19 protein-coding genes and 2 pseudogenes are annotated in these 23385 nt (G+C 52.9%); 6 read left to right on the top strand and 15 right to left on the bottom strand.

All coding sequences use genetic code 11. The features are described 5' to 3' along the window. Positions 1-41: 41 nt before the first annotated feature. The 9 genes and pseudogenes from KTE_RS47395 to KTE_RS07630 all read right to left on the bottom strand — a co-directional run. Positions 42-598: pseudogene (locus KTE_RS47395) on the bottom strand (transposase); the annotation flags it as partial. Between the two features lie 124 nt (positions 599-722). After that, positions 723-1133 carry a hypothetical protein gene (locus KTE_RS07665; protein ID WP_201379994.1) on the bottom strand — a complete coding sequence of 137 codons (411 nt, stop codon included), beginning with the start codon at positions 1131-1133 and terminating at the stop codon, positions 723-725. Between the two features lie 217 nt (positions 1134-1350). Continuing rightward, positions 1351-2484 (bottom strand): glutathione-independent formaldehyde dehydrogenase, encoded by a 1134-nt coding sequence (locus KTE_RS07660; RefSeq protein WP_201379992.1) that lies wholly within the window; start codon positions 2482-2484, stop codon positions 1351-1353. 458 nt (positions 2485-2942) lie between these two features. Beyond that, positions 2943-4487 (bottom strand): sialidase family protein, encoded by a 1545-nt coding sequence (locus KTE_RS07655; RefSeq protein WP_201379990.1) that lies wholly within the window; start codon positions 4485-4487, stop codon positions 2943-2945. Between the two features lie 436 nt (positions 4488-4923). Further along, the gene (locus KTE_RS07650) at positions 4924-5358 is read right to left on the bottom strand and encodes an SRPBCC family protein (RefSeq protein WP_201379988.1); all 435 of its coding nucleotides are present in this window, start codon (positions 5356-5358) and stop codon (positions 4924-4926) included. A gap of 299 nt (positions 5359-5657) precedes the next feature. Further along, the gene (locus tag KTE_RS07645; RefSeq protein ID WP_201379987.1) at positions 5658-6107 is read right to left on the bottom strand and encodes a MarR family winged helix-turn-helix transcriptional regulator; all 450 of its coding nucleotides are present in this window, start codon (positions 6105-6107) and stop codon (positions 5658-5660) included. Between the two features lie 54 nt (positions 6108-6161). Further along, the gene (locus tag KTE_RS07640) at positions 6162-7001 is read right to left on the bottom strand and encodes an N-acyl homoserine lactonase family protein (protein WP_201379986.1); all 840 of its coding nucleotides are present in this window, start codon (positions 6999-7001) and stop codon (positions 6162-6164) included. Between the two features lie 646 nt (positions 7002-7647). Continuing rightward, positions 7648-10608: a PAS domain S-box protein gene (locus KTE_RS07635; protein ID WP_201379985.1), complete on the bottom strand. Its 2961-nt coding sequence runs from the start codon at positions 10606-10608 to the stop codon at positions 7648-7650. Between the two features lie 586 nt (positions 10609-11194). Beyond that, positions 11195-11767 carry a TetR/AcrR family transcriptional regulator gene (locus tag KTE_RS07630; RefSeq protein ID WP_201379984.1) on the bottom strand — a complete coding sequence of 191 codons (573 nt, stop codon included), beginning with the start codon at positions 11765-11767 and terminating at the stop codon, positions 11195-11197. Positions 11768-12080: 313 nt separating this feature from the next. On the opposite strand from KTE_RS07630, the gene KTE_RS07625 reads away from it, so the two are divergent. Next, positions 12081-12755, top strand: a complete 675-nt coding sequence (locus tag KTE_RS07625; protein WP_374226768.1) for an adenosylhomocysteinase — start codon at positions 12081-12083, stop codon at positions 12753-12755. Between the two features lie 219 nt (positions 12756-12974). Continuing rightward, positions 12975-15194 carry a glycosyltransferase family 39 protein gene (locus KTE_RS07615; RefSeq protein WP_201379982.1) on the top strand — a complete coding sequence of 740 codons (2220 nt, stop codon included), beginning with the start codon at positions 12975-12977 and terminating at the stop codon, positions 15192-15194. A gap of 148 nt (positions 15195-15342) precedes the next feature. Here the strand turns inward: KTE_RS07615 and KTE_RS07610 are convergent, their stop codons facing one another. The 3 genes and pseudogenes from KTE_RS07610 to KTE_RS07600 form a co-directional block, all read right to left on the bottom strand. Further along, positions 15343-15513, bottom strand: coding sequence for a hypothetical protein (locus KTE_RS07610; RefSeq protein ID WP_201379981.1), 171 nt, complete (start codon positions 15511-15513; stop codon positions 15343-15345). A 55-nt stretch (positions 15514-15568) separates the two neighbouring features. Beyond that, the gene (locus tag KTE_RS07605; protein ID WP_201379979.1) at positions 15569-16210 is read right to left on the bottom strand and encodes an isochorismatase family cysteine hydrolase; all 642 of its coding nucleotides are present in this window, start codon (positions 16208-16210) and stop codon (positions 15569-15571) included. 65 nt (positions 16211-16275) lie between these two features. Further along, positions 16276-16821 (bottom strand): annotated as a pseudogene (locus KTE_RS07600) (hypothetical protein). A 416-nt stretch (positions 16822-17237) separates the two neighbouring features. On the opposite strand from KTE_RS07600, the gene KTE_RS07595 reads away from it, so the two are divergent. From KTE_RS07595 to KTE_RS07580, 4 genes are all read left to right on the top strand, one after another. Further along, a complete protein-coding gene (locus KTE_RS07595; RefSeq protein WP_201379977.1) occupies positions 17238-17675 on the top strand; it encodes a MarR family winged helix-turn-helix transcriptional regulator in 438 nt (145 codons plus the stop codon). Positions 17676-17825: 150 nt separating this feature from the next. Next, positions 17826-18461 carry an LUD domain-containing protein gene (locus tag KTE_RS07590; RefSeq protein WP_201379976.1) on the top strand — a complete coding sequence of 212 codons (636 nt, stop codon included), beginning with the start codon at positions 17826-17828 and terminating at the stop codon, positions 18459-18461. 162 nt (positions 18462-18623) lie between these two features. Beyond that, the gene (locus KTE_RS07585; protein WP_201379975.1) at positions 18624-19289 is read left to right on the top strand and encodes an NADPH-dependent F420 reductase; all 666 of its coding nucleotides are present in this window, start codon (positions 18624-18626) and stop codon (positions 19287-19289) included. Positions 19290-19345: 56 nt separating this feature from the next. Continuing rightward, complete coding sequence (locus tag KTE_RS07580; protein ID WP_201379974.1) at positions 19346-20434, top strand: LLM class flavin-dependent oxidoreductase; 1089 nt, start codon at positions 19346-19348, stop codon at positions 20432-20434. A gap of 112 nt (positions 20435-20546) precedes the next feature. On the opposite strand, the gene KTE_RS48810 is transcribed toward KTE_RS07580, so the two are convergent. From KTE_RS48810 to KTE_RS07570, 3 genes are all read right to left on the bottom strand, one after another. Then, positions 20547-21122: an IS630 family transposase gene (locus KTE_RS48810; RefSeq protein WP_236600298.1), complete on the bottom strand. Its 576-nt coding sequence runs from the start codon at positions 21120-21122 to the stop codon at positions 20547-20549. Beyond that, positions 21053-21559 (bottom strand): IS630 family transposase, encoded by a 507-nt coding sequence (locus tag KTE_RS48805; protein WP_236600299.1) that lies wholly within the window; start codon positions 21557-21559, stop codon positions 21053-21055. The genes KTE_RS48810 and KTE_RS48805 overlap by 70 nt, the downstream gene beginning before the upstream one ends. Before the next feature lie 1063 nt (positions 21560-22622). Beyond that, on the bottom strand, positions 22623-23204 hold the full coding sequence (locus tag KTE_RS07570) for an HNH endonuclease (protein WP_201379973.1): 582 nt from the start codon (positions 23202-23204) through the stop codon (positions 22623-22625). Positions 23205-23385: the final 181 nt, after the last annotated feature.

The following is a 23385-nucleotide window of genomic DNA, read 5'->3' as shown; positions in this document are numbered from 1 at the left end:
TCGCACGACTTATGGTTGCGGAACTGACCTGGATGCCATATGCGAGCTGATGTGAAGCGCCGCATGTTCTTCTCTCGCAATGATGTTGGTTGGTGCGAAAGTTTCGCTCGATTGTTCAAGCATGTGTGCCGCCGATGCTCCACGCTAGTCAGGATCTCTCGTTTGGCGGCTCCATACCTTTTGAGCTTCTCAGTGATGAGAACCCGAGGGACGTAGTGGAGTTCTTGACGTAGCTGACGCAAGAAACGTGTCGCCGCTTTTGTGTTGTGTCGGCTTTGGATCAGCATATCAAGCCCATTGTCATCCTGATCCACTGTGCGCCAGAGGGAATGGGAATGGTGAGAACCATTTCATCCATAGGCCACGTGTTGCCACAGCGAGGACGACGATCACGTGTCTCATTGGCGTCCTTTGCCCAAACGTCAAGCACCATTGTCGCTCACTTTCAGAAGTGAGAATACTTCCACGCTGGGCCATCAGCTCTTCGACATCACACGCAACTGAGCGAGAAACGAACAGACAGCCAGATCGCATGACGGAGACGTTCTGGCGGGAAGCGAGAGCCTGTGTCATCAGGAGCCATGAGGCTTATTTTCATGAAGCTCTTCTCACACATGGTTCAGCTACATTTTCCACGTTGACAATACCAGGCGCGAATATCGCTGATGCCTTGGGAAAGACAGTGTGGATAAACCGGAAACTTGCAGAATTGCGTCAAGATGTCACAAAACTGATGCAAGAGGGAACATAGGTTGAATAGATGAGCTTGCTTTCTTCTGAACAGCATTGATCACGCGTCGAACTGTCTCATGCGAAACACCATAATCCATTGCCACCTTGCGTAGCGGCTCCTGATTCTCTATCACACGCCGTACCACATTCGGCCATTCGGAAGCGGGGATTTTCCACGGTGGTGTATCTGGTCCTGGGCGTCGTTGCGATAAAGGAATGTCTCTTGGATTCTCAAGGGCCTGTTCAAATGGGGTGTCAGATTGAGCATACTCAGAACTCGATTTCGGTGTAGCGGTCAGAATATCATTGCGACCAGCAAACAACTTCTCAACAGGAATCAAGGTCAGGTGCGACCGGTGGTTCGTCGCCCGTCGGTTCCGTTGCGACCAGCGAATTGTCACAAGCAGTTCACTGGTTTCTTTGTATTCAAAAACGCCTTGAAGCAGACGGAAAATGGGCAGGAACGCCGGGCGTCATTTGAGCGCGGCAATCATTTTCAATCAGGCGCTGCAAACCACCCACCACCTTTCAGCAGCTCGCCCAGCCTCAGCTCTGCTGTTCTTAACTTGATAGATATTGGAGGACTGCATCGTGTCCCCCATCTCCTCACGTGGCACATTATGGCTTAAGTATGACCTTGGTATAGCCATTAATGCGCTTGTCAAACTTGGTATAGGCATCGGGAGCATCATCAAGCGGCACACAATGCGAGACAACAAAGCTTGGCTTTGCCCGCCCGGCGATGATCAGGTCGCGCAAGTAGCGGTTATAGCGCTTCACATTGCACTGCCCTGTCCCCAGGCTCAGGCCCTTCTCAAAGAGCTTCCCAAAAGGGATAAGCAAACGACCTTGCGAGGCATGCGGATCAACTCCGCCCGGGTCTGAGGGGACATAGAGGCCGGGAATGCCCAGGATGCCCGTTGGATTGACGACCTGGATCAAGGCATCCAGCACAGTTGAGGGGGCCTCGGTCTCCTTTCCCGGCTGGATGGCCTGGTAGCCCACTGCATCTATGCCCTTATCCACGCCATCCCCATGCCGGTGCGCTTTAATCTGTTCCACCGGGTCGTCCTGGCTGAAATCGATGGGAATACCGCCAATCTCTTTGACCTTATCGAGGCGCTCCTTCACACGATCCACTACGTAGACCTCGGCAGCTCCGCGAATGAGCGCGCTATAGGCCGCCATCACCCCAACGGGTCCCGCGCCAAAGACGACAACCGACTCCCCGGGCGCGACATGTGCCAGTTCAGCCCCGTGATAGCCCGTGGGAAAGATGTCCGCGAGCAGGGCAAAATCGTCCTCGAACTCGTTGCCTCCTGGCAGCTTTAAGGCATTAAAGTCGGCAAAGGGGATACGCAGGTACTCAGCCTGTCCACCGGTATAAGGTCCCATCGCTACGTAGCCATATGCGCCTCCGGCGAAACCGGGATTAACCGTCAGACAGTAACCTGTATAGCCACGCTCACAGTTCTTGCAGAAACCACAGGCTACATTGAAGGGAGCTACCACGCGGTCACCCTTTTTGAGCGTAACCACAGCGGAGCCTATCTCTTCCACAATACCCATATTCTCGTGTCCAAAGACAATACCAGGCTTGGCTGCGGTACGTCCCTCGTACATATGTAGATCGGAGCCGCAAATGCATGTCGAGGTGATGCGAATAATCACATCATTGGGATGCTGAATCTTGGGATCAGGGACCTGCTCGACCTCAACATTGAAGGGTCCTTTATAGACAACAGCTCGCATAAAACCTCCTCCGGTCACTGAACACCTGTCTCGCCAGAGAGACACACGCCCTTGAATGCTTGACTACTTCAAGCACCAATGAAAACCAGTCCAAAGCACCGAGGAAAGAACAGCCATGACTAACCTTCGACCATGTCCAACAAGGCAAAGGGAGAGCTTATCCGCTAACATCTATTTTTAGTATACGTCGCAACGAACAAGTTATTTTCCCTCTTCCTCTCTCTGTTCATGAGCTTCATCATGCCACACGTTCTTTCCTAGAGCAATTTGGCGTCTATCCACTCATGCATATATGGGGACATGTGCTCCTGGAACGTGAGCAACACTGTGAAATTTGCCACCGGTACCATCTTGCACGCTTCGAGGAAGAGGAGCGATCAGGCACATGTCCGCCTCGCCTTCTGTATGTGGGGCGAGGCGGACATGCCTGGGTTGATATTGAAGAGATTTCTGTGGAATTAACTCCCCATATGATAATTCTTCCCTGATGTTCCCCCAGCAGGAGCAACTTTGGGTGTCACAGTGAGTGGCTCACAAGCAATTGATCCCCCCGTTACAAACACGCTACCACTGTACATGGATTGATGAAGCGTCGTGCCAGTAGGTGCAGTGGCGACTGGAAAGGCCGACACTGCGCGATTGTTGGCAATCGAGGTGGAGACGTAGTCCCCGGTCATATAGCCGTATTCCGTGCTTGCCCACCAGGTTGCGGTCGTTGGGCCTGCCAGGGTCTGGTGTTGGCTCCAGGTCGCACCACCATTGGTGGACGTTGCCAAGCCCACATAGATCTGGCAGGTCGCGGCAGCGCAACTCCCTGCATTGGCCCAATAATAGTAGGTTACAGCCAGGTGCGCTTTGCTGCCTGCTGTATTGCTATCGACAGCCAGGGCCGCCGTGATATGTTCGACATCGCTGCCGATCGCATCGAGGGGGATGCGTTGCAAAGGCGTCCAGGTGATGCCGTCAGTCGAGGTTGTGAGAACAATATCGTCAGTGGAATCGCCGGTTTCATTGGCAAGGCAATTCGCTTCAAAGTAGCAGCCCGCCCAGACAAGGTAGACCTTTCCTGATGCATCGATTTTTGCGGAGGGCAGGGATCCTCCTCGATAGAATGGAGCTGCCGTGCCGGAGTAGGTGGAAGGGGAGACCTTGACCAGATCAGTCCAGGTCGCACCGCCATCGGTTGATCGATAGGAATAGATGCCATCGGCTCCCGTTGTCAGATCATAGCCATAGATGGGGACGATGACATTGCCATTGGGTTGCACAACTGGCTGCCCGCCTAGAGCGGAGAAGGATTGGCTCGCTGGGCTCACTGGCTGCGACCAGGTGAGGCCTCCATCATTGGAGGAACTCATGAGAATCTGGCCATCCGCATTCCCATTATCCCATTCCTCATAACAGCGACCATAATACGCGCTTGTTGGATGATTGTCGCAGACAATCCAGTCCTTATCGAAGTAATCATTTGGGCCAGTAGCGGCGACGAGCACCGGATTGCTCCAGGTGAGCCCATCGGAAGAGCGACTGACCACCACAGCGGTACTCCCTGAAGAGCCCTGGAATTGGGTTTTCGCGGCCAGGACAGAGAGCAGCCAGATATGATGGGCCTGATCATAGATCACGACTGGATTACTGGCTCGAGCATAGGAACCGCCAGCAGCGACCGTCAGGCCAGATAATGTGCCTCTTTTCCAGGTCAAGCCAGCATCAAAGGATGTCGCCCAGCTAATCCCCGAAGCCCCACCGTAGGTGGCAAAGCGCCCACTCTGGAACGCGGCGACAACGGTTGAGCCGTAAGAGAACGTACTTGGCTCAACCTGCGTTTGATGCTGCGAGGTGGGATTGGTGAAAGGATCGCTGCTGATCTGCTGCGCAACGGGAGAAGCCGCCAGTGCATGTATCGGGCGCAGGGCTGCAAAACTCAGACCTGCGATGAGCACGAGTGTCGTGACAATCAGGAACGGTATATGATCCTTACGAGGGAGTGACACGAAGTGCATTGGTTCCATCCTTTTCTCTTGAAGAATTCCCATAGAGCCACAGTTATCCTGGGGAGCGGCTCTATCCTGCGGTAGGTAGGGAGTAGTCGCCACATGGGTTTATGAGATGCAGCGGCACTACAAATAAGCACTCACCACCATCCGCCTATTATATAATCGCACTGGCAGCCTTTTTGTGACATTTTTGAGTGCTCAGTCTCTGGAAACACTCTTTTTCTCGGCTTGAGCAGCAATTTTCTCCAATAAACACCTCTATCTCCTCCTGGAGCCTTTTCAGATAACTCTACTGTATTATTATGAAATGAGCAAAAGTTACGCGATTCGCGTTAGAAGTGCTTTTTCTCATGCTAGAGGCTGTTATGTAGAAAAAGAGCAATGACTCATGGCGCATGACATATCTCTATTCGCTCAATCGTTGTGACCATTGCAACAGACCCTATTGCCCCGTCCTTTCAAGCAGTTCTTTCAGTACGGTTAAGTTCTGCGCAACCGCACTCTTTATGCCCAAGGTGCTCAAGGGCGCAAGTGCGTTGAGTGCTCCCGGAGCATGGAGTTCGATCTCGTTTGTGAGCCTGGTATCATCTCCAAACGAGTCCAATGTGTAGGAGGCTTCGCCCTGGAAATAGGCAAAACCTCCGCTTACGACCAGATGATGGCCTGATTCGTAGACCTTTATTGTGAGTTTCTCTTCCATGGGTTTTGGTAGCGTGCGGAACTGCTGGTATACGCTCCCTACGCCAATAGGGCCTTGCGATATCTTGCGAGTCTCCTGGATGGCATAGTTCCATCGTGGCAAGTTCTCAAGATGAGCGAGGTAATCAAATACATTAACAGTAGGCCGGTGAATGAGAATACTATTGGAAAACTTCATAATGTAAATCTCCGAAGCTATCACTTTATCTTTTCGTACATCTACCTTGTCATGACCAAGAGCATGGTCTCTCGGCTAGCTTGCCATCTTTCCTCTGTGGCGACTTTCTGTCCAGGTCCTCAAAAGCTGAGATGAGGTCTTACGCATCATCTCATACACTTGGTGTCCCGAGGTAAAGAAAGCGCTACTCTTTCATCATGTTCTTCAAAAAAAAGACATTGCGTCAGCTACCACTTCCTCGCTTTGTCTATGTTTCTGGTACGTTGAGTGAGAACTGCGCACTCTTTTCGCTTGCTGTTCTACTGGATGCGCCTGGAAAGTGCCTCTCCTGCTGGTCGTTTCTCGACAATACGCCACAGAAGAGCGATGCAATCAAGAAGGGATTGTTCTTCAAAGGTATCGGTCAGAAACTTGTAGAGCACAGCCTCCTCTGCACTGACACGGATCACCATCTCTTCCCCTTTTTCGGTCAATGTCAGCTCTATCATACGACCGTTCGTTGTCGATGGGATGCGTTTGACGAAACCTGCCTCGACCAATCCATTGACTAATCGGCTAGGACTGCCCCTCTCGCAGATAAGCAAATTTCCAAGCTCAATCAGTGACAACGGCTGGTGCACCTGAAGCACATGTAGTACCTCAGCCTGCGATGGGGTAAGATCAAGGGGACGTAGCACCTCTGTTAATATCCGCTCGCCCTCCCGTTGCGCTGCAAGTATGAGATAACGTAATTCCTCAGCAGGTTGCATGTGTTTCTCTTCTCCTCTCTCCATTGATTTTTCTTCGGTTGCTGGCTTCTATGCTCATTCAGCGTTCACAGGAAGAGCCGCTCGACGCGTGGCCAAACGCTGTAGAGAGTCAGGATCATGACTGGGAAGGTAGATCGTTGGTGTAGATTGCATATATGTAAGGATCTGACGCGCGGTTTCTCGATAGGCGGCGATATTTGAAGTCACGCCATCAACCGATTGTTCGAGCATTAATTGCTCATTATATGATGTATCACCCGCAAAAAAGAGGGCGTGTTCATCTTCCTGCACCACGACCGAGTAATGTCCAACCGTATGACCTGGTGTCGCTATGAGATGGACATCGCCTGCTTTGGTAAGCGTATAGCTATTGGAAAATGGTCCAAGCCGCTGAGGGGCAAAATCAATCAACGTTGGGGCAAACCAGGCTGGCCAGTGCTGGGGAAGATACCCTTTTATTTGTCCTTGAAAACCGCTAGCAGCCTGATACTCAGCGCGTGAAACCAGAATCTCAGATTTTGGGAAATGATGCAGTCCACCTGCGTGATCCGTATGGAAGTGTGTCAGCAAGACCCAGCGCACATCATCTGGTGAGATTCCCATAGCACGAAGTCGCGGCCCGATCTCCTCTTCAGGACGAACCCATTCACGCACACTTCTGTAATAGGGATGCCACCAGGGAAAATAGCCTGGTTCAGCCGTACGGGCAGTCTCACCGGTGTCAACAACGATAAGTCCCTCAGGATGTTCGATCACCCACGCATAAATGGGTAAGGGCTCAGTCCATGTCCTGTCGAGCATCGTGTTAATGAGCCGCATAGAGTCGCTTCCTTGACCATGCACCTGCTTTGCTTTTATAGCAACAGTCCCCGTTTGAATCGCGTGAATACGCATGCTCTCTCTCCTCTTTGTGTCTACTTTAATTGATGACCTGTCATTGATGATACGTCACTGGTGACCTGTCATTGATGATACGTCATTTGATTTGCGCTGTCAAGAGGGATCGACTGGAGAAATGGGAGTTATACAGATTTTGCCAGCAGAATGTTGAGATTTACAACTTCACCAAACGGTGGCACGGAAGCCCCGGCGTTCACACCCTGTCTTTTACCCACATTTTACAATTAGATTTTGTGGAACAGCACAGGAGGCCAACTCCCCCTGTTGAGCGTTTCACAAACACATGTATAGCGAGGGGCTTGTGAAGCCCCTCCAAAAAGATGTGGGTAAGAGACAGGCATCAATGACCGGGGCTTTCTCGCCACGTCCTCTGTAAAGGCCGCTGTCTGCAGACCACGAAACCGCTGATCTTTGTATTTCACCGTTCCATAGCCACATCCAGGTTCGTACTCTGCGAACTCATTGCGCATTCCGTGGGCGGATCCAGGTTTCAGGTCATTTACCATCTGGCGGTCACGATTGACTGGAAAAGTGGCGGCCGAAAGGGAGGTGTGATGGGACGTTAGGAAGGCTCCGCAATTCGCGCGTCCGAGTGCCACAGCAGAGACACCATAACTAGCATCAAAGCCTATCACATCCCTCAAATCCTGTCTATCATCAATAGAGAAGTTCTCTTGGGAAGGGTGACCATAAAGGTCGATCCTTTCCCGACTTCGCTCTCCACCGTGATGGTTCCCCCATGATGCTTGACGATCTCCGCCACAATGTAGAGCCCCATTCCCAGTCCCGGGATCGCTTTCTGTTTGGGACCAGTAGCCCGATAGAAGCGCTCAAAGATTTTGTCGCGCTGCTCTCGCGGGATACCCAGGCCATGATCGTGTACACGGATCGTGATGGTCTCTGGGGAGGCCTCGAGGTCCATCTCGACGGTCTCTGCACCGGGAGAATACTTGATGGCATTGCTAAGCAGGTTGGTGAAGACCTGTCCGAGCCGATCTCGATCCGCCATCAGGCTGGCCTGAACGGCGCCACGCACCAGGATGCTATGACTGGGATGCGTTTGCTGCATAGTCTCGGCGATCTCCCGCAGCAACGCGTCGAGATCTACCGCCTCCTGCCGGTACTCCAGTCTGCCCGCCTGAATCTTGGAGACATCCAGCAACTCTTCTACGAGCCGGGTGAGTGTGTTGGTCTGGGTCTCCATGCTGGAAAAGGTTATGTCAAGATCGTAGCTGCCTTGCTTTGTCAGTTTCCTTTTCAGCAGAGCGGTCTGAAGTTTCAAGGCCGCGATCGGGTTCCTCAGTTCATGGCTGGCCATATTGATAAAGTCATCTTTGCGTTGATCGAGCCCCTTGCGGGCTGAATTATCCAGCACAAAGACGATGCCCCGGGACAAATTGGCTTGTAAGGCGACGCGTCCTACAATCACCGGGAGGCGGCTGCCATCTTTACACACGTATTCTTTCTCATAGGGCGTTACATACTGATGGTCGGCCAGTTCCTGCTGAGACTGCTGGATACGAAGATATTCTGGAGGTGTCATGCGCACCCAGTTTATGTTCCCGGCATGCAGATCTTCGCGTGTATAGCCGGTCATGCGCAGAAAGGTGTCGTTGGCATCCACAATCTGCTCACCTTCAATGATAGTGATCCCAATAATGCTGGAGTTCATCAGAGTGCTCGCCCGCTCCTGGCTCTGGCGTAAGGCTTGCTCAATACGTTTCTGGTCTTCGATGTCGGTGGCGGTGCCAAACCACTTGACGATCTGGCCTGCTTCATCACGCACCGGCATGGCACGGGCTAAGAACCAGCGATACGCACCCGTCTGGCTATTTCTGAGACGCTGTTCGTGCTCATACATTTCTCCCGTGTCCAGGGCATGCTGCAAGAGCGCTCGGTTGCCTTCACGATCATCGGGATGGAGGAACTGGAAATGAGCCCATTGGTCGCTTTGTGCTTGCTCAAGCGTGAGCCCGCTGTAGTCACGCCAGCGCTGGTTCGTGTACTCGAACTGGCCGTCGGGGCGTCTCGTCCACACGAGCTGTGGCACCGTTTCGGCCAGCACGCGCCAGTTCTGCTCGCTTTCTTTGAGTTGCTGCTCCGCTCGTTTCTGCTCGTCGATGTCGGTGGCGGTGCCAAACCACTTGACGATCTGGCCTGCTTCATCACGCACCGGCATGGCACGGACTAAGAACCAGCGATACGCTCCTGTGTGACCATCCTTCAGACGGTGTTCGCTCTCAAAGGGTTTACCTGTTTGGAGGGTATGCTGCCGTAGAAGCATAACCCGTACAGCATCCTTAGGATCCAAGAACTGCCGCCATCCATAGCCGCACAGTTGCTCAAAAGCGGCCTGTGTATACGCACAATAGCGCTGATTACAGTAGTCAAGACGGCCATCTGGGCGAGTGGTCCACACGAGTTGTGGTACTGTTTCGGACAGCACGCGCCAGTTCTGCTCGCTTTCTTTGAGCTGCTGCTCCGCTCGTTTCTGCTCGTCGATATCAGTGTAGGTGCCAACCCAGTGCAGGATCGCACCCTGTGCATTTTTCTGCGGCACGCCTCGGGCAAGAAACCAGCGATACGATCCGCTGGTGCCGTCTTGCAAACGGTGTTCCACTTCATAGGGCTCGCCTGCCTGGATAGAGATCTGCCATGCCGCCTGTACCCGTTGCCGGTCATCAGGATGCACACCCTCCAGCCAGCCATCCCCTTTGACCTCTTCGAGGGTCATCGCCAAATAGTCAATCAAGCGTTGATTATTGTAGGCGACAGATCCGTCAGGTCTTGCGATCCAGACCAGCTGGGGAAGAGCATCAACCAGGGCTTGAATTTCTCCTTCTGCTCGCTTGCGCGCGGTGATATCGCTCCCGACATAGACGAGGTACGCGACGTGGTGGTCCCCGTCCCTGTGGGGAGTAATCGTCGCCTCAAGGTGAAGATCCATGCCTTTTCTGGGGTGAACCAGGGTCTCGAATCGCACGGTTTCTCCCCTGCTGGCGCGTGCGATGGCTTCGCGTAATTGGTCTTGGCTGGCGGGATAAAAGGACCACCAGGGGGTGTCAGCAAACGGTTTGCCGATCACCTCCTCGCGTCGGATCTGCGCATCTTCTAGAGGGGCCTCATTGATTTCCAACAAGATCCCCTCGGGCGTGAGAAATCCGACCCCAACATACATGTCCTCCAGGATATCAGTGGCGGGATATCCGTCTGGGGAAAACGTCTCCCGGCGAGGCAAGGGTGCTCTTTTCTCGTGAAAATGCAACGCCAGCCCCCCAACGGTCGGGGCGAGCTGCACGTGCAGCCAGGTCCGGGTCACGGGAGAAACATACTCCACTTCGGTGGGTTCTTGGGTCTGTCTGGCCGTGAGCACGGCCTGGTAGAGCGAGGTGCTCACTAGCTGGTGAGCACCTCTCCAGAAGCTGTTTCCAACAAGTGCCTCTGGTGGTGCTTCCGTCATGGTCTGCGTACTCGCATTGGCATACACAACCGTCGCGGCGTCATCAATGAGAAACAAGGCACCGGGAAGCGTCTCAAGGAGCGTGAGGAGCGTCTCACAAGACGCAGGAGTGAGACGCCTGGTCTGCTTGGTATTCAACATAGCGCGGTACATCTCCCTTTCACGTGTCCCCATCCCTGGTGGCGAAGATGCGTCCCTACTCTAACTCCAAGACATCTAGAAGAACGCGTTCTCTCTCTCTCTCCACCCTTCTCTCTCCGTAGACCCAGTGCGGGTGTTCGCTGCTACGAAGTGCCCGCCTGACGGGCAATATATGTGGATGCGCTCTAAACGAGAAAAAAAGATCATTCAAACGGCTTTCATTGAGTACAGAAGGAAAGCATACGGGTATAGTTGGCAGCTTGAACGTTGGTCCGAAGGAGGCGTGGAAGACAGAGCAGTGAAGATCGGCCTGACCTCTCGCCCGAAATGCCATCTATTCATATCTCATATCTGCTATGCGGGCTCTTTATAGTAACGAACCCTCGCACTGGGCCTATCAGTACTTTGTTGACGTGGGATTTCGTCTCACTTTAAACTCATCAGAGACGGATGATCCGACCTCAAATTGCTCAGGATAGAGACTCGAAATCAGGAGTGGTTTCCCAAATCCACAAACTACTGGTAAATGGCGGTTGAATATCTGTCGGACAAGACATAAAATTTCGCCTCTCTGTTGACCTGGTATTTACTGGCGATATTGTATAAGGAGCATGCTTGCAAGCTGGCGTGCAGTTTGCGCGGCATTCACGTTCTTCCGCGTTAACGCTGTGGCAATAGCGCCATCCATCAGCAGACAAATCTGTGAAGCAACGCGGTCAATGTCAGTCAAGGTCGCCGCCTGAGCTAACTGCTTCACGTAGTCATGGACTAGTTGTTTATGTTCATTCACGATGTCATGCACAGAACGTTGCTCATCGTTAAATTCGGCGGCAGCATTGATGAAACCACAGCCATGAAAATCGGAAGAGTGAAACCACTCGTCGAGCACATCAAAGATGGCAAGAATGCGGTCTTCAGGCGTAGCGCCAATGCGATTCACCGCCTCTTCTAACCAGGCTCGCCAGCGAACATCCCGCTTTTGTAAGTAGGCGATCACCAGATGGTCCTTTGAGGGAAAATACTTATAGAGGCTCATCTTGGCAACACGGGACTCTTTCACGATGCGATCTATTCCTGTTGCGTGAATACCTTCCTGATAGAATAACCTTGACACAGTATCGATGATACGCTCGTATGGTGTTAACTCATGATTATTCATGAGACTCCTTTCTGCTAAAAAACAGACTCGTCTGTATACTCTTGACAATAGATAGATTGGTCTGTCTATTGTCAAGAGTATACAGACGAGTCTGTCTGTTGTCAATAGTAGAACAGGCCACTTGTCGGGGCTCTCCAATGCTAAAAAAACGCACAGGAACCAGATACTCATGGTTTGCGCAACGAGATTCAACTCAGCAGTGGATCGACTTGAGAGCATTCTTCAGCATTCTCCTGTTTTCATAGGCCGAGGTATCTCTGATCCTTGCGAGAAAAAAGCGAGAGCATTAAATCGGTCGAAGAAGCCGCTTTCAGTGTACGCTTTCTATGGTGAGGACCTGGCGGAGACCTACGGTCGTCATATCGAACGTGCATTGGCCTGCGATCCTCACCTCGTTATGGATGATGGTGCGGACCTGATCGTCGCGCTTCACCAGAAGCCCTCGTGTGGGGCAACCGTTGCCGCAATTGAGGAGACGACAACAGGAGTGGTGCGCGCTCGCGCCCTGGCGGAGCAGAAGCTTTTGCGCTTCCCCGTTGTCGCTGTGAATGACGCGCCAACGAAGCACTACTTCGATAATCGCTACGGAACCGGGCAGAACACGATTGACGGCATCTTGCGCGCGACCAATACGCTCCTGGCAGGCGCGACGCTGGTAGTCGCAGGCTATGGCTGGTGTGGGCGTGGCGTGGCGGCGCGAGCGCGTGGCATGGGCGCTCGCGTTGTCATGTGTGAGGTCAACGCGACGCGGGCACTTGAGGCAGTGATGGACGGCTTCCAGGTGCTGCCCATGCTTCAGGCGGCGGAGCCGGGCGACATCTTTGTCACGGTGACCGGCATGGCGGGAGTCACAGCGAAACATCAGAGTCAACTAAGACTCTGGTGTTTCTGTTTTTTAGCGTTCCGACCGCTTGAAAGAACGCCTCAACGTTTCATAACTTACTCCAAGCTGCTTAGCCACCCGACGCTGAGACACCGCAGCTTCTAGCAACCCCTTAGCCTCTTCCCGTTGAGCAGGGGACAAGCCTGGATGGGCAGGCGGTACGTGCCTTCGCGTTAGATCGAGCTTAGCTTCTCAAGCAAGTCCACCCGACCCTTTGAAAAGGGAAGAAAAGTTTTACCCTGTTACGTTTTGCGAGACTCGACCGTTTACCTCATTGATAAACTCATATGTGTATAATATCTGATGATATGGAGTCATGGAAGCATGGAACAATCTGCTGCTGATGAAGATACAATCAAATTAATTGCTGTCAAGCCTTCTCCAGAAGACGCTGGTGGCGTCAGTCGTACACCAGCATCAGCGGTTACCTGGCTTGTGCAGAATTGGGAAATATTTCCAATCATCCTGGCGACTGCGTTTTTGCGCTTTTTTGCGATAGGCAATGTGACCTTCGCGGACGATGAGGCGGTCATATTTCAGATGGCTCGTGACGCGGTCACGCGGGGATGGCTGCCGGTTGCAGGAAATCAGGCATCATTGGGGAGTATGCACCCTCCATTGGATATCTATCTGTTTATGCTGCCCGCGGCCATCAGTGCCAATCCAGTTGGGGGAGAAATCCTGGTGGCGTTGTTTAACAGCGCGGCTGTGTTGCTGACCTATCTGTGGGCAAGGCGGTACTATGGCCGCTTGGCGGGGACAATTGCGGCGGCGTTGTATGCAACATCTGTCGGGGTCTGGACATATAGTCGTAATATCTGGTCACCCAATTTTGTGCCGTTTTTTGTGGTGGTATTTCTGTTTTTGCTCTTTCGAGGGGTCCAGGAGCGACGCAGCGGATGGTTTGGGCCAGCAGTCGTCACGCTGGGGATATTGTATCAGCTCCATGAAAGTTCGCTGTTGTTGCTTGCTCCGCTGGCAATCGCACTGTTGTTTGCTTTTCGCACCTTGCGCTGGCGCGATCTTTTTATCGGGATATGCGGGTTGTTGATAGTCTTTGCCCCTTACCTCTTCTGGGAATTTCACGCACAATTTGCCGATCTGACTCAGTTGGGAAAGCAGTCACAACATTCTGTTATCAATTTTGATGTTATACGCGTTTATGCTTTTTTCTTGCATCCTACCCTCTATTATCCCTATACTGATGCAAGTGTAAGATCCGTCGAAAATCATATTCTTGTGGCAAATGCCAATTCTATTGTTCTTACGACGCCACTGCGCCATTTGCAACGCTTCTTGAAAGGAGCTTTCGTTCTTGTTCTTCTTCTCTTTGTGGGAAGTCTCCTGGTACTTGGCTGGCAAACCCTTTTTTCTCAACAGAGAAGTAGGGCAACACAAGATGGAGTAGCGACGCCTCCTAAAAAAGGGCTGAAGAGGTGGTGGGATGAGCTTTACGCGACTCCTTATAGACAGGGACTCCTTCTGCTCCTTGCCTGGCAGCTCGTTCCCCTTATTATGCTGACTCGTCACTCGATTGGTATCTTTACACATTATCTGTTGTTTCTCCTCCCAGGTCCTTTTCTGCTGATTGCGCTGGGCGTGGTGAAAAGTATCGAGTTGGTACAGCGGATGCGTCCCGCGTGGGGCACATGGGCACGCTATGCCATGGCTGGCATCGCGGCCCTGGTTATTCTGGCGCAACTCATCGGCAGCAGTGCTGCGCTCATCGATCAGACCGCAGGTAACTTCGATGGCAGAGAGGTTTTCCCCTATTTTAACGATGCCAATTCGTTGCAACACGCGTTGCAAGATGCCGATCAACTGGCCCAACAGCGGCATATTGGGCGTATCTACGTCACGATTTCCTATACAATAGATAGCGGGATGAAATATCTCGCAGAGCAGGTAAAAACGCCCATTGAATTGAATGATATCTGGCACTGTTTTATTTTACCTGATCTCAGCGCTGGTCCCGTGGTATTCCTTGCTCAGCCCAATAACCCGCTCATAGATACGCTTCTCAGCACCTATACACAGGCCACGCTGATCGATCAGCCCCAACGGTTGAGTGAAGCTCCTTTCAAACTGTATATTCTTACCGCGAAAGCTGCACCAGAGCCAGTTGCTCATACCTTCGCTCAGGGATTGCAATTGCTCTCTCCTGACGCTCAGCTTCTGCAAAGCCCCACAGCCAAATTACAATGGTTGACAACCCGCTGGAGAATAACGCAGACGCAAAAGCCAGCATCCCGCACCACCTATGGGTACACATTCCAGCTTCAAGGAAAACAGATGGATAGCATCAATTGTACGCCAACTGCGACATGGGCTGGAGATCAGCTTTTTGCATACCAGGATGCGGTCACACGCGGTAGCCCAACTCCTGCACACATTAGCATCAGCGCATATAAGTTTATCGCGCAGCCATATCTGGTCCATGCTGGTCCATTGACATTCACTACAGGTGCCAAGGTGAATACACCCCACCAACTGTTTCTGACCACAGATCAGCATAGCAGCATTCTCCTGCCTGTCTCACAATAAGGGGGTTCTCCTGATGGGGCAAGGTAAAGCGTCAATACTGGTGAGAGAGCGCCCGTAGCCCGTCGGTTCCGTTGGTTCCTCCTTTTCTGTCCTGCACTTGCCTTCTCTTCAGGCGTCAGGGTCACCAAAGGAAGAAGGTTCAGTGCTTTTACGCGCGCTTGGCTCGCACTACCACTCCATTGACCTTCTGGTGAAACTCACGCTGCGAAGCTGGAGCAATGGCCACATTCGACGGCTGCTCGCCCAACGCCTGAACGAATGCCTTGCTAAGCTCGCGATTCCCGCCAGTCACCAACGCAACTGATCCGTGAATAGCCATTGGTCGTTTCCGTTCGATCAGGAGAAATCGCTGTTCGCCAGCACTTGTCTTTCCCTCACTGTTCACTTTTCTCAAAAGAGCTGAAGAGGGCAACCACCTCACTCGTCGTGAGAATGGCATGAGCAAACGTCGGTCCGTTGATCTCGTGCGCTGCATGCATAGCTTCTTGGCTAGAAGCTGCGGTCGCATCTGTGACCAGGGTCACATGGTACCCGAGTTCCATGCCAAAGCGACCGGTTGCTTCGATACAGGTGTTGGCGATCATGCCAATGAGCACCAGGCGTTGGATGCCATGTTGCTTGAGCTGTAGATCCAGGTCCGTGTTGGCAAAACCGTTTTGCGCCCAATGCTCTTTGATCACAATGTCGCCTTTTTGAACGGGAAAATCGGGATGGAATTCTCCCCCCCAGCTTCCTTTGGCAAACGACTCACGTTTCATTGAGGCAAGTTGGCTCGGTGAGGGATACTTCCAGGTCGTGTAATCGCCTGGCTCCCAGCGATGATGAGGCACGAAGAAAATGGGAATGTTGGCGTGTCGCGCTGCGCTCACCATCTCGCGCAAATGCGTCAGGAGATCCACGGACCTGGCAACCTCTTTGAAAAGAGGATACAATTTGCCTCCGGGCGAAAGAAAGTCGTTATAAGGATCAACAAACAACAATGCTGTCTGACTTCTTTGGTTCTCTTCGATAGACATGCTTTTCCTCCAATCAGGTGAGATCTTCTTCAGAATCTTACGAGTAATGCTTGTGTATTGATGAGCTAGCGGTTGGCACGTGCGGCGCGGGCAATGCTCTCGACAAACAAGGGTGTTTCGCGCCGGTTATGATCCGAAGAGATCGGCTGCCGAGCACGCGCAGCCTCCTCAAACGTCATCCCTTGTTCCTGGATGAAGTCCAGGAACTCCTGCGTGGGATGGGAGGTCACGGTGTTGGTGTATTCACAGTGTTGCGCATCGATGGCTTTCATGCTCAGTTCCCAGATCACCTGGATGCGGGTACGCCCATTGGGGGTAAACAGGTCCGAGGTTGAGATCATTTTGCAGTAGTGTTTTTCGGCGACCTCGCCGATGTAGTGTTGGATCATTAGGCTCGCGCCAATCTTTTCGACATTGATCGACATGCGGCGCCCGTCATCGGTCGTCGTAGAAGCTGCGGTGATGTGGTTCGGAGAGCAGCAGCGCTGGTATTCGGCCTCGGGCACGGTGAACACCTAGGAGGCGATATCGACGTTGTCGATGGGAATATTCAGGGTGTGGCTGAAGGACGATTGGGACAGAATCAAGTCCGTGCGAATGATCTCTTGCATGTGGTATCTCCTCAACGTCTCTCGTACTCCTCTGAAGAGGAAAGATTTTGTATGACTTTCAAGAGTGTCCTCTGTTCCCCAGGAAGGAAGACGCATGTGACAATCATGTAGAGGCACACGCATCCTGACACGAATACTTATTCTCCCTTCTCCAGGATAACCAGAGGACCAACCGGCTGAGAGGAAGTATAGATCTGTATCCCTTCCCGCAGGTCATCATCCCACTGCATCGTCATGAAGGCGAATATCCCGTCTTGTTCTTCTTCGTTGGCTTCTTATTCCTGGTTTCTTCCTGGAGCCCGTTGCTCCGCCTCCGCAATCTGCTCCGAATGCATCTTGCTTGCCAATGTGTCATCCTCCTTGACAGAAGCATCGAAATTGGTTTACACTTCAACTATCAAAGGCAGAGGTGAAGCATGAAGCATGAACTCAATCTTGGTGTACGGACATGGCTGCATCTTAACCGTGTCAGGTTTAAGGTAGAAAAACGCCTTATAAGACATCTGGAACACTATGACCTCACACCTGCGCAATTCGCGGTGCTGGCCCATCTCCAGGCGTTTCCTGACATCTCGCAGCAAAGATTGGCCGATCTGCTGTTTGTAACCAAAGGAAACATTGTCGGACTGCTCAACCGTTTGGAGGGTCGCGGTTTCGTCCAGCGACGATCTGACCCGGAGGATGGCCGCATGCATGTGGTCTCTTTGACAGAACGGGGGAGTGCACTTGCCGCACAGGTGGTCCCAGAGCAGGAGAAGTTGGTTGCTGAGTATATGGCGTTCATCACGCCCGAAGATCAACGTGACCTTCATCAATTGTTACACACCCTTGATCGGAATCTAGAGCCCGATTAAGTTTTTTTTGACAAACTAGTTTAACTATAAACGAATTTAGCAAAAAAACTGTGTATCCAGTGCTAACTGAACAGAAAGAACGTCTGGAGCAAAGAGAAACTTTCCCTGGGGAAAGGTCCTTTGTTACTGATTGGTAAAGGAGTTATAGACATGGGCAAATCTCAATTGATACCCAATACAGAATTTAGTTATCTTGCACCTCGGGAGCGCGTGGTGAAAACCGCCGAGGCCCTCACTGCCAATGGTATGCAGACCTTTATGGTCGCTAACGCTAAGGAGGCACGCAATAAGGTTTTCGAGCTGATCCCCAGTGGCGCTGAGGTTTTCAATGCAACATCTCACACCCTTGACCAGATTGGAGTCGCTGCTGAGGTCGAATCATCCGGTCGCTATGATGCTGTGCGCAATCGCCTGATTGAGCTCGATCAGGAGGGACAGAAGCGTGCTAAACGTCAGTTGGGTGCTGCCCCTGAAGTACTTGTTGCCAGTGTCCACGCTATCACAGAGCAAGGTCAGTTGATGATTGCGTCAATGAGCGGAAGCCAACTGGGAGCTGGCGTGTCTGGCGCCGCGAAAGTTATCTACGTAGTCGGTACACAGAAGCTGGTTGCAAACCTCAACGAGGGCATCCGCCGCATTTATGAATACACGCTGCCACTTGAAGATGAGCGGGCTTTCAATGCCTATGGCGTCAATAGCGCAGTGAACAAACTGCTGATCATCAATCGGGAAATTTTCCCTGGGCGCATTTCTATCATTCTGGTCAATGAGAACCTTGGCTTCTAGATCCATCTAGTATAGCCCTGTTTAACCTGTTGTATCTATAAGCTGTTGACATATCGTACTCATGACATGTTGACAGTTTATAGGGATTCGATGAAGGTGCCAGCGCCCAATGAGGAGGTCTGACATGCTTGACGATGAAATGGCTGCCGGAGGGACCCATCGATGACAGCTATCGCTTTGCCGCATACGCGGCTGCCACAGATTGCCGTGCTCGGGGCGGGTCACGTCGGCCCAGTCATCGCACGAGTCGCGATAGAGGCGGACTACAACGTGTCGATCGCGGGTTCGGGTGACCCTGAGAAGATCGAGCTGATCGCGCAGGTGCTGGCCCCAGGGGCCGAGCCACGACGGGCAGCAGACGCTGTCGAGGAGGCGGGCATTGTCGTGCTAGCGATTCCGCTTCACAAGTTCACGACGCTGGACCCTGACCTGCTGGATGGCAAGCTTGTTGTTGATGTGATGAACTACTGGCCGCCTGTCGACGGCGTGCAGGAGTTGTTCGAGGATCATCGATACAGTAGCAGCGAGATTGTCCAACGCCGGCTCGTGAAGTCAACGGTCGTCAAGACCCTCAACCACATTGGCTACCACGAGCTCGAAGGCGAACGCCGACCAAAGGACTCGCCGGAACGCCGCGCGCTCGGGGTTGCTGGCGACGATCCGCACGCGGTGGACATGGTGGCGGAATTCATCGAGCACATTGGCTACGACGCTGTACAGTTCGACCATCTGAGCGCGGGTCGCCTGCTCGAACCAGGAGGCCCTGTCTTTGGGGCGTCGTTGCACCGAACCGAGTTTGAGCTGGCTGTCCGCGCCCAGATAATGTAGGTCAGCATCGGCTCGCTCAGATCCATACCATCAGATACTAGAAGGAAAACATAGACATGACAGAAACGCCGTACAGTATTGCACCCGTGCAGTTTCCATTTACCTTTGGCCTCGACACCTTCGGCGATTTCATAAACGACGAGGAAGACCGCACACTCTCGCACGCTCAGATAATCCGGCACCTCGTCGAACATGGGGTTCTTGCCGACCTGGTCGGCCTGGATTTCTTCGGGATTGGCGAACACCACACCGATGACTTCCCGCTGTCGGCTGGCGACGTGGTGCTCGGCGCGGTCGCTGCGCTCACCTCCCACATCCATCTCGGGTCAGCCGTCACGGTATTGAGCTCGGACGATCCGGTCCGGGTGTTTCAGCGCTACTCCACGCTCAATGCCGTCTCCAGCGGGCGGGCAGAGGTCATCCTTGGACGAGGCTCCAGCATCGACTCGTTTCCTCTCTTCGGCTACGACCTTGCCGACTACGAGGAACTCTTCGAGGAGAAGGCCAGCCTCTTCGCCGAGATCGTCAAGGGCGGTCCCGTCACCTGGGAGGGCAAGACCCGCGCGCCGCTCTATAACCAGGATATTGTGCCGCATACCGAATTCGAACCGTTTCCGGTGTGGATCGGTGTTGGCGGAAGCCCTCAGTCGGTCATCCGCGCCGCCCGCCTTGGCTTTCGGCTGATGCTCGCTATCATCGGCGGATCTCCATTGCGCTTCGCGCCTTTCTCACAACTGTTCCAGCAGGCCCTGGAGCGTTTCGGGCGCGCTCCGTTGCCGGTGGGCGTGCACTCGCCGGGCCATGTCGCCGCGACCGACGAGCAGGCCCGAGAAGAGTTCTGGCCGCGCTACCTGGAGGTTATCACCAGATACAGCAGGATCCGCGGATTCGCCATTCCGACCAGGGAATCCTTTCTTCGTGAGGTTGGGCCGGGGGGAGCGCTCTACGTGGGGTCGCCAGAGACCGTCGCCCAGAAAATTGCAGCCAATCTCACCGCGCTCGGCGCGAGCCACTTCGACCTGAAATACGGGATGGGAGGTCTCACGCAACGAGCCCTCATGACCAATATCGAGCTTTACGGCACACAAGTGGTCCCCCGCGTTCGCGAACTCCTGGTGGAAGCGCAAGGTTACCGTTCTCACTGAGAGGATCGAATTTGTCATATAGATTGCATGAGAGGTAGGCCCAGGAGTGCGCCTGTTCGCTTATCGAGGAGTTGCTCATAAGAGCCGTACTTATTGATCTGAGCATAAAAACCTAAAGAGAGTAGCCGGCATGAGCAAAACAGTGACGCAGAGCCTGCTTGCGATGCCTGAGCCTTGCACGGGCGAGCAGCAGTTCATGCTCAAGCTCAGACAGATCCTTGCAACAGCGATTCTTGAGTTCACGACGTTTAAGCAGATTCCAGACTCCTTCCTGGGGATTGAACTCGGGTGCATAGGCAGGCAAACGTTCCAGGTGAATGCGTGCAGCAGCGCCTTGCGCCAGGAAATCTTTGACGGCCTGGCAGCGATGGATGGTGGAACCGTCCCAGATGACGAGCAACTTGCCTGGGATCTCGCGCAACAGCAGTCGCAGAAACCCCACCACATCTGGTCCCTTGTAAGAGCGTTCTTGGGTCTGCATAAAGAGACGCCCCTCGGGAGTCAGCGCACCAATAGCCGAGATGTGGTCATACGTCAGCGGCACGCGCAGGACCGGCGTTTGGCCCACAGGAGCATACGTGCGCACCGCCATCGGCAAGAGATAAAAGCCCGCCTCGTCTACAAAAACGATCTGCCGCTTTTCTTGCTCTGCTTTTTTTTGAGGGCAGGCCAGCGCTCTTCTTTCCATGCCTTGATGGCCTCTTCATTCCTTTGGGTGGCCAGTTCAATCGGTTTTTGCACACTCTGCTTGGCTGCGCGAAGGAGGCGGCTACAATGGGCTGGATGATACCTGACACCAAATTGCTGCTTGATCAGCACTGCCACCCGAGCCGTGGTCCAGGCCTCACCGCGAAATCCATAGTGCTCGGATCCTTTGGCCAGCAGGTCAGGCAACTGGGCGCGTTGTTCCTCAGTCAGTTTAGGTTGGGGACCTGGTGGTGGCTGGTGGCGCAGCCCATCAGGACCATCTTGCTTCGCTCGACTCATCCATTGACTCACCGCACCTTCAGTGACTCCCAAGGCCTCGGCGATGTCTTTCTGTTTCCAGCCTTGCTGATACAGTTGCCAGGCACGCAGTCGTCGACCTTCGCGCCAATCTTTGGGAAGGGGTTCTTTCTTGCTCATACCTCCGTTCATCGGCTCGCATCGTGCTTCACTTTAGATCCTCATGCTCAGGTCAATAAGTAGTGGTACGAGGGGTAAGCGGCCTGCGTTCAGCAGTGGCACTGCTGAGGGTAGGAAGCCCGCTGACAATGTACCAGATGGGTCTAGCCAAAGGAGCCATCGGGCTACCCCTGTAATCTATGCTGACGTAAGGAACCTGCGTAAATGTCGTTACGCGCCGTCGAGGGAAAATGGCTGTTACCCTCTAGCCAAAATGGCAAGGCGGCTGGCTCATTGGCTTCCTAGTCCGATGGGCACTACTCCATTGCCCGCCCGGCGTAAAGCAGGCAGCTACGGATTGCTATCACTCCTCGATGGGCGCATCAGGGAACGCTCATACCACCAGTTGCTCGTAAGAGCCGCGAGAATGCTAGCGGGTGGAAGAGCGGACGGAGGCGGCGTAGTAGCCAAATGCCTTCCTGTAATGGGATGGACACGGTGAAGGTCCGCCAGGGTAAGTCCTGAGAAAACGAAATAAACGGATAAAGGAAGGAATGCAGATGACGAGAGGCTTGACCTCTTGGTGCGCCTTCCCATGGATTTCCATGAATCTGCTCTTCGCGAGTACTTGGACCCAACTGGAAAGCGCAGTGCGGTAAAAGTCGCATGCTGCGTTTGGAGGGGGGGAAAGGCCGCAAGGTCCTACCTATCCCTACTGTTAGCATGTGAGTTGCAGAGAGTGCGTCATTTCGGTATCCTGGTCAGGTAAAGCTGACGGGGACGCTCGATCAGTACGCGGCGTCAGGGGTGGCCCGTTTACACGGTGGAACACCAAGCCCGACAGGATGTTTGGTCACCCGTCGGTTCCGTTGCGACCAGTGAATTGTCACAAGCAGTTCGCTGGTTTCTTTGTATTCAAAAACGCCTTGAAGCAGACGTAACTTCTGTTCTTTCGTGGTTCTGAGTCGCAGGGGGACGGTTCATGAATCACACCTCATCAAGATGGATTGTTGTTTTCAGCCTATCTCACCAACGATCTCCAGACTAAGTTTTCTTCTGAATTCTGACACTAACATGCTATGTTTTAAGGCATCGGACGTTGAGCAACCTCCTTCCGCCAGGTGGGATTGGCCTTGATCGCGGTAGCGCTTTGATTGGAGTAACGCTTTGTGTCTCCACGCACACTTTTGTTATACGATTCCCAATCATCAAGATGTCCAATAAGCAGGTGATGGGTACGGCCCTTGATTTCGCACAGAGTGATCAAGTTATTCGGGTCAAGTTCGAGTTCCGGGTAGAGATGGAAGGGTTTGATATGGTGAACCTGTAATCCTTTTCCCCGGTGACCACAAACCACACAGGCTGGCTCGTGGCTGAGGTGCTCATGAGCTACTCTGGGCCATTCGGGGCTGCGAGCTTTGCCATACTGATTAGCAATTCTGGCACCAGGGTCTTTTTGCCAGGACGGAATGCGTCCATTTACCTTCGGAATATCTTTCTTTTTGATCGGAGTGTGTTTCCGTGCTGGAGCATGACCCCTGGCAGAGCTACCACCTCGTCTACGCCGGGTATATTGTCCAATATTAATAAAGGCGAGTACAAAAATTAGAAGCACAACGATCACTAGCGCAGCTGCTAGAAATGGATCCCCTACCGAAATGTGCATATTTTCTCTTTCTCCCCTATGAGCAAAAACGTTCAAAGTATACTTGCTAAAAATGTTCTCTGCTGATAAGTTCTTAAAAAGAATATATGATTGTATGAGAAAATACAATCCTTTAAGGTTTGTGGCTCTCCAATATGCATTATGTTGAGAAAGCAACCCGGATCTGCCCATTCTTGTGGTT

This window comes from Ktedonobacter sp. SOSP1-85 (genome assembly GCF_016587415.1).
Classification (GTDB): domain Bacteria; phylum Chloroflexota; class Ktedonobacteria; order Ktedonobacterales; family Ktedonobacteraceae; genus Ktedonobacter.
The sequence above is the reverse complement of the archived record's forward strand: the minus strand, read 5'-3'. Positions and strand labels throughout refer to the sequence as shown.

Coding starts and splice junctions, on each gene's coding strand:
- KTE_RS07595 (WP_201379977.1), top strand. CDS start 17,238: ATGAAGCATGAACTCAATCTTGGTGTACGGACATGGCTGCATCTTAAC.
- KTE_RS07610 (WP_201379981.1), bottom strand. CDS start 15,513: ATGGCTATTCACGGATCAGTTGCGTTGGTGACTGGCGGGAATCGCGAG.
- KTE_RS48805 (WP_236600299.1), bottom strand. CDS start 21,559: ATGAGCAAGAAAGAACCCCTTCCCAAAGATTGGCGCGAAGGTCGACGA.
- KTE_RS07585 (WP_201379975.1), top strand. CDS start 18,624: ATGACAGCTATCGCTTTGCCGCATACGCGGCTGCCACAGATTGCCGTG.
- KTE_RS07660 (WP_201379992.1), bottom strand. CDS start 2,484: ATGCGAGCTGTTGTCTATAAAGGACCCTTCAATGTTGAGGTCGAGCAG.
- KTE_RS07605 (WP_201379979.1), bottom strand. CDS start 16,210: ATGTCTATCGAAGAGAACCAAAGAAGTCAGACAGCATTGTTGTTTGTT.
- KTE_RS07635 (WP_201379985.1), bottom strand. CDS start 10,608: ATGTTGAATACCAAGCAGACCAGGCGTCTCACTCCTGCGTCTTGTGAG.
- KTE_RS07615 (WP_201379982.1), top strand. CDS start 12,975: ATGGAACAATCTGCTGCTGATGAAGATACAATCAAATTAATTGCTGTC.
- KTE_RS07640 (WP_201379986.1), bottom strand. CDS start 7,001: ATGCGTATTCACGCGATTCAAACGGGGACTGTTGCTATAAAAGCAAAG.
- KTE_RS07580 (WP_201379974.1), top strand. CDS start 19,346: ATGACAGAAACGCCGTACAGTATTGCACCCGTGCAGTTTCCATTTACC.
- KTE_RS07645 (WP_201379987.1), bottom strand. CDS start 6,107: ATGCAACCTGCTGAGGAATTACGTTATCTCATACTTGCAGCGCAACGG.
- KTE_RS48810 (WP_236600298.1), bottom strand. CDS start 21,122: ATGGAAAGAAGAGCGCTGGCCTGCCCTCAAAAAAAAGCAGAGCAAGAA.
- KTE_RS07630 (WP_201379984.1), bottom strand. CDS start 11,767: ATGAATAATCATGAGTTAACACCATACGAGCGTATCATCGATACTGTG.
- KTE_RS07590 (WP_201379976.1), top strand. CDS start 17,826: ATGGGCAAATCTCAATTGATACCCAATACAGAATTTAGTTATCTTGCA.
- KTE_RS07650 (WP_201379988.1), bottom strand. CDS start 5,358: ATGAAGTTTTCCAATAGTATTCTCATTCACCGGCCTACTGTTAATGTA.
- KTE_RS07570 (WP_201379973.1), bottom strand. CDS start 23,204: ATGCACATTTCGGTAGGGGATCCATTTCTAGCAGCTGCGCTAGTGATC.
- KTE_RS07655 (WP_201379990.1), bottom strand. CDS start 4,487: ATGCACTTCGTGTCACTCCCTCGTAAGGATCATATACCGTTCCTGATT.